The organism is Acetobacter vaccinii (assembly GCF_008365315.1).
In the GTDB taxonomy this organism is placed as follows: Bacteria; Pseudomonadota; Alphaproteobacteria; order Acetobacterales; family Acetobacteraceae; genus Acetobacter; species Acetobacter vaccinii.
The window spans coordinates 383,280-399,638 of sequence record NZ_CP043506.1 but is presented as its reverse complement, the minus strand read 5'-3'; the positions used below and the strand labels follow the sequence as shown (position 1 = coordinate 399,638).

Here is a 16,359-nt window from a genome sequence, read left to right as displayed (position 1 = left end):
GTCAGTGCCGCTTGAGGTCTTTGGCCAGCCGCCGCAGGATCATGTTGCGGCGCAGGTTGGACAGGTGGTCAACAAACAGCACGCCATCCAGATGGTCGATTTCGTGCTGGATGCAGGTGGCCAGCAGGCCATCGGCCTCGCGCTCCATGATTTCCCCCGCAACACTGGTCCAGCGGACACGGATGGCCGAAGGCCGCACAACCTCGGCATACTGGTTGGGCAGGGACAGGCAGCCTTCTTCCCGCGCTTCCATGTCGTCCGTGGCCTGGATCACTTCGGGGTTGATCATCACGATCGGCTCACGTGCGTCTTTTTCGCCCAGGTCCACCAGCAGGAAGCGCAGGCTGATGCCAACCTGCGGGGCTGCCAGACCAATGCCGGGTGCCATATACATGGCGGCAAACATGCCAGGCAGCGCGGCACGGATGCCGTCCATGTCTTCCGGGCGGACCAGGCGCGCTTTCTGGCGCAGCACGGGGTGCGGCGGTGTCAGGATCTCGAGGGGGCTGGCCGTGTCTGCTGCTGCGGCGTAGGCGGCATCGGTATGGGCGCTGTGTGTCATGCTGGGGGATTTAGCCTTCCCCTCCGCCGGATGCCAGAAGAAAAGCGATGTCAGCGCCCGACAGGCCAAAAACCTGTTACCTTGGGGCAACAGGGCGTGGCCACTATACCCCGCCTGCTCCACTGCTGCCGGGGGTGAGGGTTGCGTGTGGTGCAGTGTATACCATATCGTTAATAATTACGGACGCCATGAAGGGTCCGTTCTTAACGTCTCGCTCAGAAAGGAGGAGGCTTCAGGGAATGTCAGGCAGGCTTTTCGGTTCGCCCATGTTTTTGGGGTTCGACCATCTTGAGCAGATGCTCGAACGCGCCAGCAAGGGGACCGGTGACGGGTATCCACCTTACAATATTGAACAGATTGCCCCGAACGGCCTGCGTATTACCCTGGCTGTTGCCGGGTTCCGGATGGAAGACCTCCAGATCACGCAGGAAGATAACCAGCTTGTGGTCCGGGGCCGCCAGATGGAAGACGGGGAGGAGCGGGTATACCTGCACCGGGGTATTGCCTCACGCCAGTTTCAGAAAGCCTTTGTGCTGGCTGAAGGTATAGAAATTGGTGGGGCCTGGCTGGACAATGGCCTGCTGCATATTGACCTGTTCCGCCCCCAGCCGGAGGTGCGGGTCAAGCAGATCGAGATCATGCAGGGGGGGCAGAAACGGGCTGCGGAGAGTGCTCCGCTTAAAAACCGTGCACCCCCGCGTATGTTACATCCGGTTACGGATGTCAGCCGTAGCTGAACAGGGAGGAATGAAGGCCATGACCATGAAAAGCACGCTTATGAGCGGTGGTGTTCCGTCTGGTCTGCCGGGGTCTGAAAAACTGGCCGATGTGCGCCAGCTTTCGGATGTGCAGTTCCGCTCTCTCGGGTTGCGCAAGGTGGCTTACATGCGGCCTGCGCTGACGGATGATGGGGAGGACGGCTGCGCCATCTGCGCGGCTGATGGCTCCGTGCTGGCGGTGGTGGATGACCCGGAAACCGCCTGGGGTGCCATTATGCAAAACGATATGGTGCCTGCCTCGCTCCAGTAAGCCTGGAGTGGCGGGTACGGGAAAAGGACCGGCAGTGCCGGTCCTTTTTTTGTTGCGGGTGGGTCAGGAGGCGTCAGCCTGGATCGGGGCGGTGTCCACCCAGCCGATGTTGCCGTCGTCGCGGCGGTAGACAAGGCTGATCTGCCTGTTGGCAGCGTTACGAAACAGCAGGAAGGAACTGCCCGCAAGGTCCAGCCGCATCACGGCCTCGCCCACCACCATGACAGGAATATCCGTAGGCTGTTCGGCAATAATGGTGGCGAAGGCTGTGTCCTCGGTCGTAGCCGGTGTCTGCGGTGTGTCGTCGTGGCTTTCATCAAACGGCTGCAACACGTAGGAGCGTGCAAGCTGTGGGATTTCCTGCCGGGTTGTGGCGCGGGAATGGGAGGTCACACGCCGGTGGTAACGGCGCAGGCGTTTGGCAATATGTTCGGCGGCATCATCAAAGGCGGCGTTGGCGTCCGAGGCCTCGCCCTCGCCACGCAGGATCAGCCCGCGTCCGGCGCGGACGTTGATATCGCAGGTAAAGAACGAGCGAGCGCGGCTGAACGTCACCTGCGCCTCCAGCCCTTTGTCGAAGTAACGGTCTGCAAGAGTGCCAAGATGGGTGTTCACCCGGTGTTTCAGGGCATCGGAAAGGTCAACCTGTTTACCAGAAACCTGAATATGCATGAGACATGGGCTCCTTGCTGCTGACAACCAGACCATGAACCCTGAAAAACCTGACAGCCCGCAAAGGGTGCCTGTCTGTCAGGGCACAGGTGGTTTGTCCGTCTGCGGCGCAGGCGCGGCCTGCACCGCTTGCCTGGATATTTGGACACGGTCGCGGGGGGATGTCCATTCCTTTGTTACATGATAAAGACAGCATGAGGGGAAAGCCGCCGCCCAGACAGCCCTTCAGGCTGCCACAGGAGGGTGGGGCGTTTGCAGGTGTTTTGCGCTGCCTGCACTCTATAAGATTTGGCCCTGTCACCATCAGGGATGGTTTGCCCGTCACCGGGGGCAGGGCGTATAGCAACAGCAGTTTTCTGGGTATTCCGGGTTAAAGCGCCATGTCATTACGGACCACGTTTTCCAACAATATGCCGCGTATGCCGGGGGGCTGGCAGTCCTGGCGGATCAAGCTTGGCTGTGTGGTCGTGCTGGCGGTCTTGTATGGTGGGTTTGTGTGGCACATGACCCAGCAGCACATTACGCCCCGGCCTGTCAGCATGGACATTCCGGTCTCGCTTGTGCGTGTGCCGCCAGCGCCACCGCCGCCTGTGCCACCGATAGAGATCGTGCTGCCGCCGGTCCCTGTCTTCCCCCCGCCGGACCTGCACCTGCGCCATGGCTGAAGCCCACGTTACCAGCCTGCGCCTTTGCCCTGTGCGCGGCCTTAAGCCACTGCCGCTTCAGGCTGTGCTCTTGAGGCCCTGGGGGCTGGAGGGGGACAGCCGCTGGATGATTGCTGATACCAGCGGCCATGTGCTGGATACCCGAACGTGCCCCGCTCTGGCGCGCCTGTCTGTCCGGGTTGCGGGCCATGGTGTGCTGCTGGGGTGTGCCGGATTGCGGCCCTATCATGCCCGCCCGCCCCGCCGGGGTGTGCCCATGCAATGCCTCCGTCAGCGGGGGGCGCGTATTATGATGCGTGATGTGGGGGATGATGCCGCCCGCTGGCTCCGCAGGGCTGTGGGTATTGCCTGCCGCCTGTACTGGCTGCCTGCGCCAGAGCTTGTGTGCACGTATTTTGCTGGTTCCACGCATTTTGCACAGACATTGGCCGAGACATTTCCGACCTGGGTTTCGACCGATCTTGTCCATCTTTCTGGTGGGGGGATTGTGCTTGCCGGTGCGGATAAGAGCATGCTGGACCATGGCCAGCCGTTTGCTCTGGGTTCTGCTGTTGTCCGGCTTTCTGCTCAGATCAACAGGAGTGGTGGAGGCGCAGCGCAGGCCGAAAGCGCTTCCCCCCGGCGCTACAGGGTGCAGGTCGAAAAAGCAGGTATGGTGTGGGTGGGGAGCCGGGTTATTCAACGCGAATCCGGCAAGGTGCCGGGTCGTCATGCCGGCGGGTCTGTGCTGGCAGATAGTCCGCTACGAACCCAGCAATAGGTCTGGGGTTGAGCACTTGCGGGTGAACGGATCGGTAGCGTCGAGCTGCTGGAATAATTCGCACTGATCAGGGCTACAGCAACTTACAGGTTTAAATCCCGCGCCAGAACAACACGTAGACAAAAAGAATAGAAATTTTTGGGTGTCGCCTTTTTGGGAAAAGGCGACGGTCTTTTCGATATTTGTAAAATACCCGCTTAGAGCGAGAAGCTCTCCCCCAGATACACCCGGCGCACGTCCTCATTAGCGACAATTTCTTCCGGCACGCCCTGCATCAGCACCTGGCCACTATGCATGATATAGGCGCGGTCAATCACTTCCAGCGTTTCGCGCACGTTGTGGTCGGTAATCAGCACCCCGATCCCCCGGTCTTTCAGATGGGAGACCAGATCACGGATTTCGCCAACCGCGATGGGGTCAATCCCGGCCAGCGGTTCATCAAGCAGAATGTAGTTGGGTTGGCTGGCAAGGGCGCGGGCAATTTCCAGCCGCCGCCGTTCCCCGCCGGACAGGGCGAGAGAGGGCGACCGGCGCAGGTGGGAAATACCAAATTCGCCCAGCAGGCTGTCCAGCATGATCTGGCGCTGCTCCGGGTCGTCCTCCACCACTTCCAGTGCGGCCATAATGTTCTGCTCGACATTCAGGCCACGGAAAATGCTGGCCTCCTGCGGCAGGTAGCCAATGCCCAGGCGTGCCCTGCGGTACATGGGCAACTGGGTAATATCAGCCCCATCGAGCATGATGCTGCCGGTGTCGGGCTGAACCAGACCGACAATCATGTAAAAGCTGGTGGTCTTGCCCGCACCATTGGGGCCGAGCAGGCCCACAGCCTCCCCACGATGAACCGATATGGAGACATCGCGCACGACTTCGCGCTTTTTGTAAGACTTGCCAATGCCACGTGCCAGAAGCCCCCGGTTGGGGTTGCCGACATCATCTACGGGCAGGGGGTACAGGGCTGTGGTGTCGTCCAGGACACGATCCTCCCCTATCGGGCTTGTGCCGGTCATGCCTATTTCCTGTCCGATGTGTCATTATTGTTGGGCAGGACAACACCGCTGACACGACCGCCGGGGTGTTCCGTCATGGTGGCGATGCCGGTCTTCAGGTTGATAACGGCAGCCGCCCCCTGAATCTGGTTGGGCCCACGGGTGATGTGCACGTTGCCGACAATCCGGGCGATACCGCTGTCAGGCACATATACGCCCCGGTCGCCGGTAACGATCTCGGTCTGTGTACGCACCCAGACATGGCCAAAGGCGTTGACCTTTTCCAGCTTGCCCGATGCAGCCCCAAGCGGGTTGCCACCTGTGTCCTTCTGCTTTTTGGCAGCAGAATCGCCAGCCGGGCCGCTGTAACCCACCAGCACATCCGCCCGGATCTGGCGGTGGTCATTGGTGGTGACAGTGGCGTTGCCCCGGCCGATGGACATGTGTTTTTGGGTATAATACTCCATGGAGTCCCGTGCGGTCAGCACATCCTGCGGTGTGGCCAGGCGCAGGTTGCCGCCGGTCATGACCAGCACGGCGTTGTCCATGTCGTAAACGGCTTTTTCCCCCCAAGCCTGATCGGTGGGGGTGAAAATATGGACATGCCCCACGGCTTCCAGTCGGTAGATTTCGTTCGCGCCGGAATCCTGCCCTTCCTCAGTCGCGGTTTTGGCGGGGCTGGCCGGGGGGGCTGTTTCCGCCTGCGGTTGGGGCGTACCGGTGGGTTTTTTGCGGTAATAGGCAATCAGCTTGTCAGCGGTGACGGTCACATCACCCCGTACAGCCTTGGCCTGATCGTAGGCGGTGACCTTTTTCTGGTTCTGGTCCCAGTCAAACCCACCGGCAGCAGTAATGGCAATCTGCCCACCGTGGGAGAGGTCGATGGCCTGAGCCTGAGCGGCTGCTGTGGGCAGGCTGGCCAGAAGACCCAGCACGGCACCTGTGCGTGTCAGCCGTGAAAGCCGGAAGCAGTCATGCATGATCAGGGGGCCTTTTCGTTCTGGGCGTGCTGGCTGTTGCGATCGTCGTTGAGGATAAGCCTGCCCGGGCCACGGAACTGGGCAATGCCGTCATGCTGGGACAGCAGGTAGCCGCTGGCGTCCAGCGTGCCAAACGGCCCTTCTGCCCGTACCCATGTGTTGGAGACAATAATGCCGCGGCGGATGTCAATATCCGCCACGGGGCTGAGCATCATCAACCCGTCGTTACGGTAGAGGGTGACATCCCCTGTCAGATCAAGGATCTGGGCGTGCTGCATGTAAATGCCATGCTGGGCATGGGCCAGCAGCCAAGTGCCGCCACTGGTCAGAATATCCGCCTGCGGGTTGGTCAGGTTCAGCTTGCTGTCGTGCCCCTGGCGGACATTGTCGGCGGTAATCATGAAGGGGCGGTTGTGTTCATCCACGCCTCGGTAGGTCACGCCGACCAGATTGCCGCTTTCGATCTTGACCTTCGCCAGTTCCTTCAGGGTGGTCTTGTTGGCGTTGATCAGCCTGTCCATTTCCGGCCAGATGGCAATGCTGGCCAGCAGGGCCAAGGCCAGGGCAGGCAGGATCCATTTGGCCCGTCGCAGCAGGGCGCTGCGACGGGCCAGATGGCTGGCGTCGGGCGGTGCGCGGCGTGCGGTGGCCGTGGCCAGAATGGCGCGGCGCAGCCGGGTTGTTTCTTCCGGGCGGGAAAAATCGTCGCGCTGGGGGTGGTTGTCTGGTGGGGTGTTCATCCGACTCCGGCTCGGATCAGGTCGTGCACATGAACAACCCCAATGGGCTGCTGCTGGGAGTTGAGCACGAACAGGGATGTAATGGGCCTTGAGCGCTCGTTCATGACACGCAGGGCTTCAGAGGCAAAAAGGTCGGGCCTGGTGGTCAGCGGGGAAAGGTTCATGACATCTTTCGCCAGCGTGGTTGTCAGGTCGTGGTCCAGAGCGCGGCGCAGGTCGCCGTCTGTAATCAGGCCTGCCAGTTCACCATTGTCGTCAACAATGCCAACGCAGCCCAGGGCTTTCTGGGTCATTTCCACAATGACATCGCGCATGGGGGTTGTCGGGTGGGCCAGGGGCAGGGCTGCGCCTGTGCGCATAAGCTGGCGCACCGTGCGCAGGCGCGCGCCAAGGTGCCCACCGGGGTGGAACGCGCCAAAATCGGTGGCGGTAAAGCCACGCAGGCGCAGCAGGGTAACGGCCAGAGCATCACCAAAGGCAAGCTGCATCAGGGTGCTGGTGGTGGGGGCCAGCCCCATGGGGCAGGCCTCGGGCATGGCGGGCAGGGTCAGCGCGACGGTGGCAGCACAGGCCAGGGTGGAGTCCGCATGGCTTGTTACTGCCAGCAGGGGCATACCGCTGCTACAGGCATGCGTGGCAATATCGCCCAGTTCTGTGGTCTCACCAGAGTTGGAAAAGGCCAGAATGGCATCGTCCTTCTGGATCATACCCAGGTCCCCGTGGGAGGCCTCGGCCGGGTGCACGAACAGGCTTGGCGTGCCGGTTGACGCCAGAGTTGCCTGCACCTTGCGCGCAATATGCCCCGATTTGCCAATACCAGTGACAACGATGCGGCCAGGAAGGGTGATCAGAATATCCAGCGCCCGGTGGAACGCGCCGCCAAGGCCGTTCATGTCCTCAAACGCTGTGGCCAGGGCATCCAGACCCGCACGTTCGATGCGGATGGTGCGGACAGCCGTGTGGCCATCGGACCAGATGCCGGTGTTCTGCGCGCGGTGCATTGTGCTGGAAGCCTGGGGCATGGTCATGGCTGGAAAATTCCGATGCGGGAAGGAACTATGGCTGGCGCATGAGGACCGCAGCCAGTCGGTACGGGCGGTTCAGGCCCTGTGGGCAAAAATATCCGGGTCCTCGTATCCCATCAGGTCCAGACGTGCGCGGGCGGGCAGAAAGTCAAAACAGGCCTGTGCCAGAGCGCGCCGGTCTTCGCGTTCCAGCAGGCTATCCATTTTTGCCCAGAGCGCATGCAGGTACAGGACGTCTGAGGCCGCATAGGCCAGTTGCTCAGGCTTGAGGTTTTCTGCCCCCCAGTCCGATGTCTGTTGCTGCTTGCTCAGTTCCACCCCCAGCAAGTCGCGGCACAGGGCCGCCAGACCGTGGCGGTCGGTAAAAGTGCGTACAAGGCGTGCCGCTATTTTGGTGCATACCACGGGCTGCACCGTAATGCCCAGCGCATGTTGCAAAATGGCGACATCAAAGCGCGCGAAGTGCATGATTTTGGTCAGGCCGGGGTCTGCCAGAACGCTCTTGAGGTTGGGGCAGTCATACCCCCGCCCACCCAGGCTGACGGGCCTGAGCTGGACCAGATGGGCCGTGCCATCCCCGGCGGAAAGCTGGACAAGGCACAGCCTGTCGCGGTGCGGGTTCAGGCCCATGGTCTCGGTGTCGACGGCAACGGAGCCGTTAAAGGTCAGGCCGTCGGGCAGGTCATCGCGGTGGAGGGTGATGGCGCCTTCGGAAGAGGTCGGGGCAGAGGTCATGACCGCTCCATGAATGTGCATGCTGCATGCGTGGTGCTTTGCAACTGACCGATACAGCCGCGTGCGTTGAATGTCCATTCCCGCCCGCATGTCAGCGCACGGACGCAGCATCGGGGGGATAGGCGGAGGCCGGGGTGTTGCGCTAGGGGAGGGACAGGATCACTCATTCAGCACGTCAGGAAACCCGCCCCCATGCGTTCACTCCGTAATGGCCGCCCCGCCCGCCGCCCCCGCTCCAGTGGTCAGGGTTCGGGCGGGCGCGACAGTGGGGCTTCGGCCCCGGCAGGAAGCTGCTGGCTGTTTGGCACCCACGCCGTTGCAGCGGCCCTGGCCAATCCGGAACGCCAGTGTGAACGCCTGTGGGTGACCGAGGCCGAACATCCGGCTGTGCAGGAAGCCGTGCAGGCTGGGGCCGTACTGCATGTGGAGGCCGAAATCGTGCCCCGCAGCAGGCTGGACGACATGCTGGGCCCAGATGCTGTGCACCAGGGCGTGGCGCTGCTGGCGCGGCAACTGGTCTCTCCCGCCTTGGAAGATGCGCTGGAACGCCCCGGCCCCGTGCTGGTGCTGGACCAGGTGACAGACCCGCGGAATGTCGGGGCTATTCTGCGCTCGGCTGCGGCCTTTGGTGCAGCCTGTCTTGTCGTGCAGGACCGGAACGCGCCGGAAGAGACAGCCGTGCTGGCCAAGGCGGCCTCCGGCGCGCTGGAAAGCGTGCCGATCGTGCGGGAGGTCAACCTGTCCCGTGCGCTGGAAATATTGCAAAAAGCAGGCTGCTGGACCGTCGGGCTGGATGCCGGGGGTTCGGTGCTGAACGGCCGCACGTTCGAGGGGCGGCGCGTTGCACTGGTGCTGGGGGCCGAGGGGCGTGGCCTGCGCCGCCTTACGCGGGAGCGGTGTGACGAAATCGCAGGCCTGTACATGCCAGGCGAGATGGAAAGCCTGAATGTGTCCGTGGCGGCAGCGGTGGGGCTTTATGAACTCACACGCCTTGGCATGCCCAGCGCATAACACAGGGCCGCACCAAAAAAGCCAATGTAATAGCCAATATCGGCCCCGCCCAACCACCGGGCAACGGGGCCGGTATACAGGCTGCTGGTGGAAAATAGGGCAATGGTCAGCACGGAGGTTACGGCAAAAATCGTAGCCCCCCGTGTCCAGTCCGCAGGGGCGGGATGCAGCCTGCGATCGCCGCAATACCAGTCCGCCAGCACAATGCCGATCCACGGCGCAATCCAGTACATCGTGACAAGCAGGTAATCGGTATACAGGCTGGCATAGCGTCCGGCCCCTGCCACGGCCAGCCCGTAGCCCAAGGCTGCGGTCAGGATGGCAGCCGCTACACGGGGCACATGCAGCCCGGCCGAAATCAGGCTGTAGCTGGCTGTGTTGTCGTTGAAGGAGTTGCCGGTAATGGACGACAGCGCAATGGCGGCCAGCGCCACTGAGCCCAACGGCCCCATGGCCTGTCGGAGCGAGGCAATGACAGTAATGGGCGAGGCATCGGCCATGCTGCCAGCGCAGACAAGCCCCAGAATCTGAAACGGAATCGCTGAACCCAGCAGCCCTGCCAGAGCCAGCAGGACCACTTTTTTGGGGTTTGATCCGGCAGGCAGATAACGGGTGTAGTCAGAGGAATATGACGCCCACGAGAGATTGAAGCTGACGAGAATACCCACAGCCAGCAAAAAGGTGCCCAGGCTTGTGGCATGGTGTGCTGCCAGCGGCGCTTGCCCCCGCAGGGCAAACACAACGCCCATGACGGCAAAGACCACAAGCAGGACCGCACCAAGGTATTTCTGCAACGCCTGCACGACATGGTGGCCGTAGATGGAGGCCACCATCTGCACCCCGGCTAATATGGCCAGCGCCAGCCAGAACGGGGCTGCCAGCCCTACAGTCAGCAGCAGGGTCATCAACGCGGTTGCGGCGGGCACGTTGTTGACCGCGTCCCACCCCACACAGTAAATCCAGTTGAGGAACGCTGGCACACGCACCCCGGTCTGCCCCAGCGCCCGGCGTGATGCCTCCATCTGGGTCAGTCCGGTGGCAGGGCCGATGGCGGCTGCAAGGGCCACAGGCAGGGCGCCGATCAGGTTGCCCAGCAGCACGGCGGCCACCCCTGTGCGAAAGTCCAGCCCCATGCTGGTCAGCAACGCCCCTGTGACCCATCCGCCCGGACCGAGGTTGGGGGAAAAGTGGCTCCAGAATACCCGGTCCATTTTCATGGTGCGCCTGTCCAGCGGCACAGGTTCACGCACGGCAGCAGCCGACAGGTCTTCCATCAGGCTGTGGGGGGAGGGAGTATTCCCGGTCATGGGGGTAGGTGTCCTGAAACTGGGGGTGGAAAAGGAACGCAGCCAGCCTTTTCAGGACAGGTCGGCTGCGGGCATGCCATCAGGGGCGGCGGCAGGCTGGCGGGTGTAATAGGCTTCTGCCAGACGGATTGGCAGCAGGTCCATAAAGCGGGACCCGGCGACCAGCCAGCGGGGGAAGATAATCCGGCGCTCGTTACGCCCGACCCCGCGCAGGATACGACGGCAGGCCGAGTGTGTATCGGTCAGACCCGGCATGGCAAAGCGGTTGCGCGCGACCATAGGGGTATCCACAAACCCGCAGACGACGGAACTGAGCATAATGCCCTCGCGCCGGGCATTGGCACCGCTGGCGACCATAAAACGATCGACCGCCGCCTTTGCTGCCGAATAGGCGGGTGTGCCGGGGAAGGAAACAAACCCCGCAACCGATGCAATGGCACAAATGCGCCCGCGTATGCCCTCCACACTGCGGGGCTGCCCCCGCATGAGGGCAAGGGCAGGCAACACCGTGTTCAGCACGCCTGTCAGGTCAGTTTCAAAAATACGGCGTATTTGGGTGTCGGGTTCATAGGGGGCGGGGTCTGGTTGTTCTGTCAGGCGGGTGCCGCCGGTAATGCCCGCACAGGCGAGCACGAGGTTGAGTGGGCCTGCGCTGCTGACCCAGTCTGTCATGGCTGCCTGATTGGTCACATCGGTGGCCTGTATGCGCGCATCGGCACCGCGCGCTATGCACTGGCGTGCGGTTTCCTCCAGCCGGGGGGTGTTACGCCCACCCAGCAGCAGCCTGCGGCCTGGGCGTGCGAGCATAAGGGCAAGACCCTGGCCGATGCCAGATGATGCTCCGGTAATAAGGACAGAGGCGTATTTCATCAGCGTGTTGGTTTCCCGCGTCCTGTTGCAGCCTGTGGCGCAGCATGGCGGCTTCTGGCATGAAGGGGCAATACTGGAACTGGGAATATGCGGGATACGGCATGGTGCATACAGGTGTAGGACACGGGGCAACGGCAACGCGACGGGGGGTGTGCCTTGTCATTTCAGCCCCATCGGGGGCGGGTAAATCCACCATAGCCAACGCCTTGCGGGCGTCGGACAATCGCTTGCGGCATTCTGTCTCGGTCACGACCCGCCAGCCCAGACCGGGTGAAAAAGAGGGCACGCACTACCATTTCCGCACTATGGAGCAGTTTGAAGCCATGGCCGCAGCGGGGGAACTGCTGGAATGGGCGACGGTGTTCGGGCGTGGCTACGGCACTCCCCGCGCCCCGGTGGAAGCCGCCCTGGCTGCCGGGCACGACATGGTGTTTGACATTGACTGGCAGGGCCACCAGCAGATCCGTCATGCCTTGCCGCATGATGTTGTCAGCCTGTTTGTGCTGCCTCCGTCTCTGGAGGAACTGGAGCGCCGCCTGCATGGCCGTGCCTCGGACCACCCTGATGAAATTGCCCGCAGGATGGCCGCCGCGCGGGACGAAATTTCCCATTGGAAAGAATTTGACTACGCTATCATCAACATGGAGTTGGACCGCGCCATAGATCAGGCCCGGGCCGTGCTGCTGGCAGCCCGGCTGGCAGTTGCCCGCCAGACGGGGTTGGGGCAGTTTGTGGGCACATTCGGGGTCTGAGGAACAGTATGGATTTTTCCGCCATAACGGTCCTGTGCGTGGGTGATATCATGCTCGACCGGTTTTTATACGGTCGTATGGAACGGATTTCGCCCGAGGCACCGGTGCCGGTGCTTTTGCTCGATTCCAGGCGGGAAATGCCAGGTGGTGCTGGCAATGTGGCCAGCAATATCCTGTCCCTCGGCGGGCAGGCCATTCTGGTGGGGCTGACCGGGCAGGATGATGCCGGGGTAACCCTGCGTGCCGCTCTGGCGCGGCAACCCGGCCTGCGGGACGCAACAGCTCCCAGCGCGGACCGGCCCACAATCTGCAAAACCCGCTTTATCGCGGCCCACCAGCAGGTGGTGCGCGTGGATGAGGAAAGCCACGCCCCCTTGCAACCCCACGAGGCCGCGGCCCTATGTGCGGCTATTGATGCGCATATTGCCTCCGTGCAGGCCATTGTCGTGTCGGATTATGGCAAGGGTGTCTGCGCCCCTGATGTGGTGGCGCATCTGGCGGAGCAGGCCCGCTGCCACGGGATTCCCTTTTTTGTGGACCCCAAAGGCACCGATTATACCCGCTACAAGGGAGCGGCCTGTATTACGCCCAATGCGCGTGAACTGGCGCAGGCCTCGGCCATGCCGGTGGACACCGAAGCGCAGGTTGAGGCCGCCGCCCGCAGCATTATGGCGCAGACCCAGGCGGGTGCCATTCTGGCAACCCGGTCGGAAAAAGGCATGATGCTGGTCCGGCACGATGGCCCGGCCCTGTCCATACCCGCCCATGCGCGGGAGGTGTTTGATGTCTCGGGGGCGGGGGATACGGTTATTGCCTCCATGGCGCTGGCCTCTGGCGCGGGCATGCCGTTGGAGCAGGCCATGCGGGTGGCCAATGCCGCAGCCGGGGTTGTTGTGGGCAAGCTTGGCACCGCCACTGCCGATATTCAGGAAGTGCTGAATGAGCTGGATGAGCAGGGCGGGCCAGAGGCTGTGGCGCATCTGCTCTCGTTTCCCGCAGCGCAGGCGCAGGTTGCCCGCTGGCAGGCACGGGGGCTTAAGGTCGGTTTTACCAACGGCTGTTTTGACATTCTCCACCCCGGTCATGTCAGCCTGCTGGCTCAGGCCCGGGCCGCCTGCGACAGGCTGGTTGTGGCGCTGAATACCGATGCGAGCATCCGGCGGCTGAAGGGGCCGGAGCGCCCGGTCAATACCCTGCAAGCCCGTGCCACGGTTATTGCGGCCATCCGCCATGTGGATGCTGTTGTGGCGTTTGATGACGACACACCGCTGGAAACCATCCGCGCCCTTATGCCTGATGTGCTGGTCAAAGGGGCAGACTACCGGCCGGAGGATGTCGTGGGGGCGGATATTGTGCAGGCTGCCGGAGGGCGCTTGTTATTGGCCGATTTGCGGGCCGGGCATTCCACAACAGCCATTATCGGGCGGGCGCGCGGCGCATGACAGCCCCCGCCAGCAGTCTTGGGGCAGCCAGGGAACGGTTTGCCCACTGGTTGTTCGGGCAGGCGCTGCCAGTCTGGGCCAGTGTCGGGTGTGACGGGGACAAGACTGCCCCCGCCCTGTTGGGGGCACAGGAATGTCTGACACTGGCTGGTGAGCCTGCATTTCCCGGTTTCAAACGGGTGCGCGTGCAGGCACGGCAGCTTTTTGTGTTTTCCTGGGCGGCTTTGCGGGGCTGGCCGGAGGGTGCGGCGCGGGCGGAGGGCATTTTCAGGTTTCTGTTGCACGCCCGGCAGGCCGATGGCGGCTGGGCGCGCAGGCTGTCACGCACGGGGGCGGTGCTGGACCCCACGGCGGATTTGTATGACCTTGCCTTCGTGGTGTTTGCCCTGGCTTGGTATGGCCGGTTGGAGGGGTCCTCTGGCCAGGCCGTGCAGTCTGCACGGGCCACGCTGGGCTGGATTGTACAGGCCATGAGCCTGCCTGATGGCGGTTTCCTCAACTGCCTGCCTGATGCGGGGGAGGACCGGCAGCAAAACCCCCATATGCATCTATTCGAGGCTGTTCTGGCCCTTTACCAGACCACGGGGGACGAGAAAGACCTCGCTCTGGCGCACGCTATTTACGCGCTTTTCAGCACCCGTTTTCAGGATGCAGAGACTGGCACGCTGGGGGAATATTTTGGCCCCGATTGGCAGCCCGCAGCCGGGGCGGCCGGGCAATGGGTGGAGCCGGGGCACCATTTTGAATGGGTCTGGCTGCTACATGCCTACCGGGGTCTGACAGGGGTAGATACCACAAGACAGGCGCACGCACTTTACAGCTTTGCCCGCCAGCATGGTGTGGCTGCCGCAACAGGGCTGGTGCATGATGCACTGGATCGTCACGGCACGGTTATCAAGGACGGTTTTCGCCTATGGGTGCAGGGGGAAGCCTTGCGGGGTCTTTTAAGCCATGCCCCAGAGCAGGATGCCGCGCTGGCTGTGACTGTTGCGACCAATCTGCTTGATCGTTATTTTATCAACTGTCCTCCGGGCACATGGATCGACCAGTTGGATGGGCAGGGCCGTGGTGTGGCGGATCGTATTCCTACCAGTTCGCTGTACCATATCGTCACGGCGTATGAGAGCCTCGATCAGGCCGTGGGACACGGTGCGACGGGTGGAGGGTGATGCCCTTCCGGCACGGGGGCTAAACCTGCTACAGGCACGGGTATGACGGACACCCAAGAGAACAACTCAAATGGCGCTTTGCTGGCTGTTGGCCTGCGGCAGCCCCCAGCCAATGTCGAGGCGGAGCAGGCGCTGCTTGGCGCGCTGCTGACCAATAACAGAGCCTATGACCGGGTTTCAGACTTTCTGGCGGGCGAGCATTTTTCCAGCCGTGTGAACGGCCGTATCTATGAGGCTCTGGCCCGCCGGATTGAGGGCGGGCAACTGGCCGACCCCGTGACCATGCGGGCGGAGCTGGAACACTCGGGTATTCTCGATTCTGTTGGTGGCATGGCTTACATGGGCCAGTTGCTGACCTCGATGGTCGGCATTATCAACGCGGGGGATTACGGGCGCGCCATCCACGACGCTTGGCTGCGCCGTCAGTTGATTGATATTGGCGAAAACGTTGTTAACAACGCCTTTGGTGTTTCCAGCGGTCTGTCTGGTCAGGACCAGATTGAAGCCGGGGAAGAAGCGCTTTTCAAACTGGCGACTGAAAAAGGTAAGGATGGCGACTTTGTGCCTTTCAACAAGGCACTGGCAGGTGCGATCGAGGTCGCGGCGCAGGCATTCCAGAGTGCCGGGCATGTTACGGGGCTGACATCGGGCCTGCGGGACATGGACAAGAAAACCGGTGGCCTGCACCCATCCGATTTGTTGATTCTGGCCGGACGCCCCGCCATGGGCAAGACCGCGCTGGCAACAAAAATGGCCTTCTCTGCCGCCCGCTCTCTCCTGCGGGCTGCCGAGGAAAAGGGGGAGCGCCCCAAAGGGAGTGTGGCCATTTTCTCGCTCGAAATGTCGGCCGAGCAGTTGGCTACCCGTATTCTGTCCGAACAGGCGGAAGTGTCGGGCGAGCGTATACGGCGGGGTGATATCGGGCAGAAGGAGTTTGACCGTTTTGTGCGTGTCAGCCACGAACTGGCATCCCTGCCGCTGGTGATTGATGACACTCCGGCAATTTCCCTCTCCGCCATGCGGACACGTTGCCGCAGGCTAAAGCGCACGCAGGGTCTTAGCCTTGTGGTGGTGGACTATTTGCAGCTTATGCGCCCGTCGGTCGGCAGCAGGCCGGAAAGCCGCGTGCTGGAAATTTCCATGATTACGCAGGGGCTCAAAGCCATCGCCAAGGAACTGGAAGTGCCGGTGCTGGCGCTGTCCCAGCTTTCCCGACAGGTGGAAAGCCGGGAAGACAAGCGCCCCATGCTGTCGGACCTGCGTGAATCCGGTTCGATCGAGCAGGACGCCGACGCCGTGATGTTTGTTTATCGTGACGAATATTATCTGCAACAGCGCATGCCCAAGGAAACAGCTTTTGATTCCATGGACAAATATTCAGCCGCGATGGACGACTGGCAGCGTAAAATGGGGTTGGTCCATAACAAGGCCGAACTGATCCTTGAAAAGCAGCGTCATGGTCCCACAGGCACCATCAATCTGTTCTTCGAAGGTGAATACACACGCTTTGCGGACCTGGATACCATTCACGAACCCTGAGAGCCCTTTTGGGAACTCACGGATGAGCGGATCGGCGTAGGATGAGGCTTTCTTCCATGGCAATGTGGACCATGACCTCTGCCACGTCGATCTGTTGTTCGTAATCCTTCAC

General features: G+C 62.0%; 18 protein-coding genes and 1 pseudogene. 9 read left to right on the top strand and 10 right to left on the bottom strand.

Annotation, left to right across the window (positions count from 1 at the left end; genetic code table 11):
• Window position 1: 1 nt before the first annotated feature.
• Window positions 2-562 (bottom strand): peptide deformylase, encoded by a 561-nt coding sequence (gene def / locus FLP30_RS01740; RefSeq protein WP_149278071.1) that lies wholly within the window; start codon window positions 560-562, stop codon window positions 2-4.
• Between the two features lie 239 nt (window positions 563-801).
• On the opposite strand from def, the gene FLP30_RS01735 reads away from it, so the two are divergent.
• Window positions 802-1,299 carry an Hsp20 family protein gene (locus FLP30_RS01735; RefSeq protein ID WP_246856556.1) on the top strand — a complete coding sequence of 166 codons (498 nt, stop codon included), beginning with the start codon at window positions 802-804 and terminating at the stop codon, window positions 1,297-1,299.
• A gap of 19 nt (window positions 1,300-1,318) precedes the next feature.
• Window positions 1,319-1,591: a DUF1150 domain-containing protein gene (locus FLP30_RS01730; protein ID WP_246856555.1), complete on the top strand. Its 273-nt coding sequence runs from the start codon at window positions 1,319-1,321 to the stop codon at window positions 1,589-1,591.
• Between the two features lie 63 nt (window positions 1,592-1,654).
• On the opposite strand, the gene hpf is transcribed toward FLP30_RS01730, so the two are convergent.
• Entirely contained in the window at window positions 1,655-2,263 is a 609-nt protein-coding gene (gene hpf, locus FLP30_RS01725; RefSeq protein WP_149278070.1) for a ribosome hibernation-promoting factor, HPF/YfiA family, read from the bottom strand.
• A 380-nt stretch (window positions 2,264-2,643) separates the two neighbouring features.
• On the opposite strand from hpf, the gene FLP30_RS01720 reads away from it, so the two are divergent.
• Together FLP30_RS01720 and FLP30_RS01715 are read left to right on the top strand one after the other, a co-directional pair.
• Window positions 2,644-2,928 carry a hypothetical protein gene (locus FLP30_RS01720; RefSeq protein WP_149278069.1) on the top strand — a complete coding sequence of 95 codons (285 nt, stop codon included), beginning with the start codon at window positions 2,644-2,646 and terminating at the stop codon, window positions 2,926-2,928.
• Entirely contained in the window at window positions 2,921-3,688 is a 768-nt protein-coding gene (locus FLP30_RS01715; protein ID WP_149278068.1) for an MOSC N-terminal beta barrel domain-containing protein, read from the top strand. Before FLP30_RS01720 ends, FLP30_RS01715 begins: the two co-directional genes overlap by 8 nt.
• Before the next feature lie 197 nt (window positions 3,689-3,885).
• On the opposite strand, the gene lptB is transcribed toward FLP30_RS01715, so the two are convergent.
• The 5 genes from lptB to FLP30_RS01690 form a co-directional block, all read right to left on the bottom strand.
• Window positions 3,886-4,698 carry an LPS export ABC transporter ATP-binding protein gene (lptB, locus tag FLP30_RS01710; protein WP_246856554.1) on the bottom strand — a complete coding sequence of 271 codons (813 nt, stop codon included), beginning with the start codon at window positions 4,696-4,698 and terminating at the stop codon, window positions 3,886-3,888.
• Window positions 4,699-4,700: 2 nt separating this feature from the next.
• Entirely contained in the window at window positions 4,701-5,657 is a 957-nt protein-coding gene (locus FLP30_RS01705; RefSeq protein WP_149278067.1) for an LptA/OstA family protein, read from the bottom strand.
• A gap of 2 nt (window positions 5,658-5,659) precedes the next feature.
• Complete coding sequence (gene lptC / locus FLP30_RS01700; protein ID WP_149278066.1) at window positions 5,660-6,397, bottom strand: LPS export ABC transporter periplasmic protein LptC; 738 nt, start codon at window positions 6,395-6,397, stop codon at window positions 5,660-5,662.
• Window positions 6,394-7,398, bottom strand: a complete 1,005-nt coding sequence (locus FLP30_RS01695) for a KpsF/GutQ family sugar-phosphate isomerase (RefSeq protein WP_149280153.1) — start codon at window positions 7,396-7,398, stop codon at window positions 6,394-6,396. The genes lptC and FLP30_RS01695 overlap by 4 nt, the downstream gene beginning before the upstream one ends.
• A 99-nt stretch (window positions 7,399-7,497) precedes the next feature.
• Window positions 7,498-8,157: a ribonuclease D gene (locus FLP30_RS01690; protein ID WP_149280152.1), complete on the bottom strand. Its 660-nt coding sequence runs from the start codon at window positions 8,155-8,157 to the stop codon at window positions 7,498-7,500.
• 192 nt (window positions 8,158-8,349) lie between these two features.
• Between FLP30_RS01690 and rlmB the strand changes: the two genes are divergently transcribed.
• Window positions 8,350-9,168, top strand: coding sequence for a 23S rRNA (guanosine(2251)-2'-O)-methyltransferase RlmB (gene rlmB / locus FLP30_RS01685; RefSeq protein ID WP_149278065.1), 819 nt, complete (start codon window positions 8,350-8,352; stop codon window positions 9,166-9,168).
• Here the strand turns inward: rlmB and FLP30_RS01680 are convergent.
• Both FLP30_RS01680 and FLP30_RS01675 read right to left on the bottom strand, forming a co-directional pair.
• On the bottom strand, window positions 9,132-10,475 hold the full coding sequence (locus tag FLP30_RS01680) for a purine-cytosine permease family protein (protein WP_149278064.1): 1,344 nt from the start codon (window positions 10,473-10,475) through the stop codon (window positions 9,132-9,134). The two genes, rlmB and FLP30_RS01680, sit on opposite strands and share 37 nt — an antisense overlap.
• Before the next feature lie 51 nt (window positions 10,476-10,526).
• Window positions 10,527-11,345, bottom strand: a complete 819-nt coding sequence (locus tag FLP30_RS01675) for an SDR family NAD(P)-dependent oxidoreductase (RefSeq protein ID WP_149278063.1) — start codon at window positions 11,343-11,345, stop codon at window positions 10,527-10,529.
• 101 nt (window positions 11,346-11,446) lie between these two features.
• On the opposite strand from FLP30_RS01675, the gene gmk reads away from it, so the two are divergent.
• From gmk to FLP30_RS01655, 4 genes are read left to right on the top strand one after another with little or no spacing between them, the layout of a single operon-like run.
• Complete coding sequence (gene gmk / locus FLP30_RS01670) at window positions 11,447-12,097, top strand: guanylate kinase (RefSeq protein WP_149280151.1); 651 nt, start codon at window positions 11,447-11,449, stop codon at window positions 12,095-12,097.
• Between the two features lie 8 nt (window positions 12,098-12,105).
• Window positions 12,106-13,539 carry a D-glycero-beta-D-manno-heptose-7-phosphate kinase gene (gene rfaE1 / locus FLP30_RS01665; RefSeq protein ID WP_149278062.1) on the top strand — a complete coding sequence of 478 codons (1,434 nt, stop codon included), beginning with the start codon at window positions 12,106-12,108 and terminating at the stop codon, window positions 13,537-13,539.
• Window positions 13,536-14,708: an AGE family epimerase/isomerase gene (locus tag FLP30_RS01660; protein WP_149278061.1), complete on the top strand. Its 1,173-nt coding sequence runs from the start codon at window positions 13,536-13,538 to the stop codon at window positions 14,706-14,708. Before rfaE1 ends, FLP30_RS01660 begins: the two co-directional genes overlap by 4 nt.
• Before the next feature lie 42 nt (window positions 14,709-14,750).
• Entirely contained in the window at window positions 14,751-16,247 is a 1,497-nt protein-coding gene (locus FLP30_RS01655; protein ID WP_149278060.1) for a replicative DNA helicase, read from the top strand.
• A gap of 16 nt (window positions 16,248-16,263) precedes the next feature.
• On the opposite strand, the pseudogene FLP30_RS01650 reads toward FLP30_RS01655, so the two are convergent.
• Window positions 16,264-16,359, bottom strand: a pseudogene (locus FLP30_RS01650) (IS5/IS1182 family transposase); the annotation flags it as partial.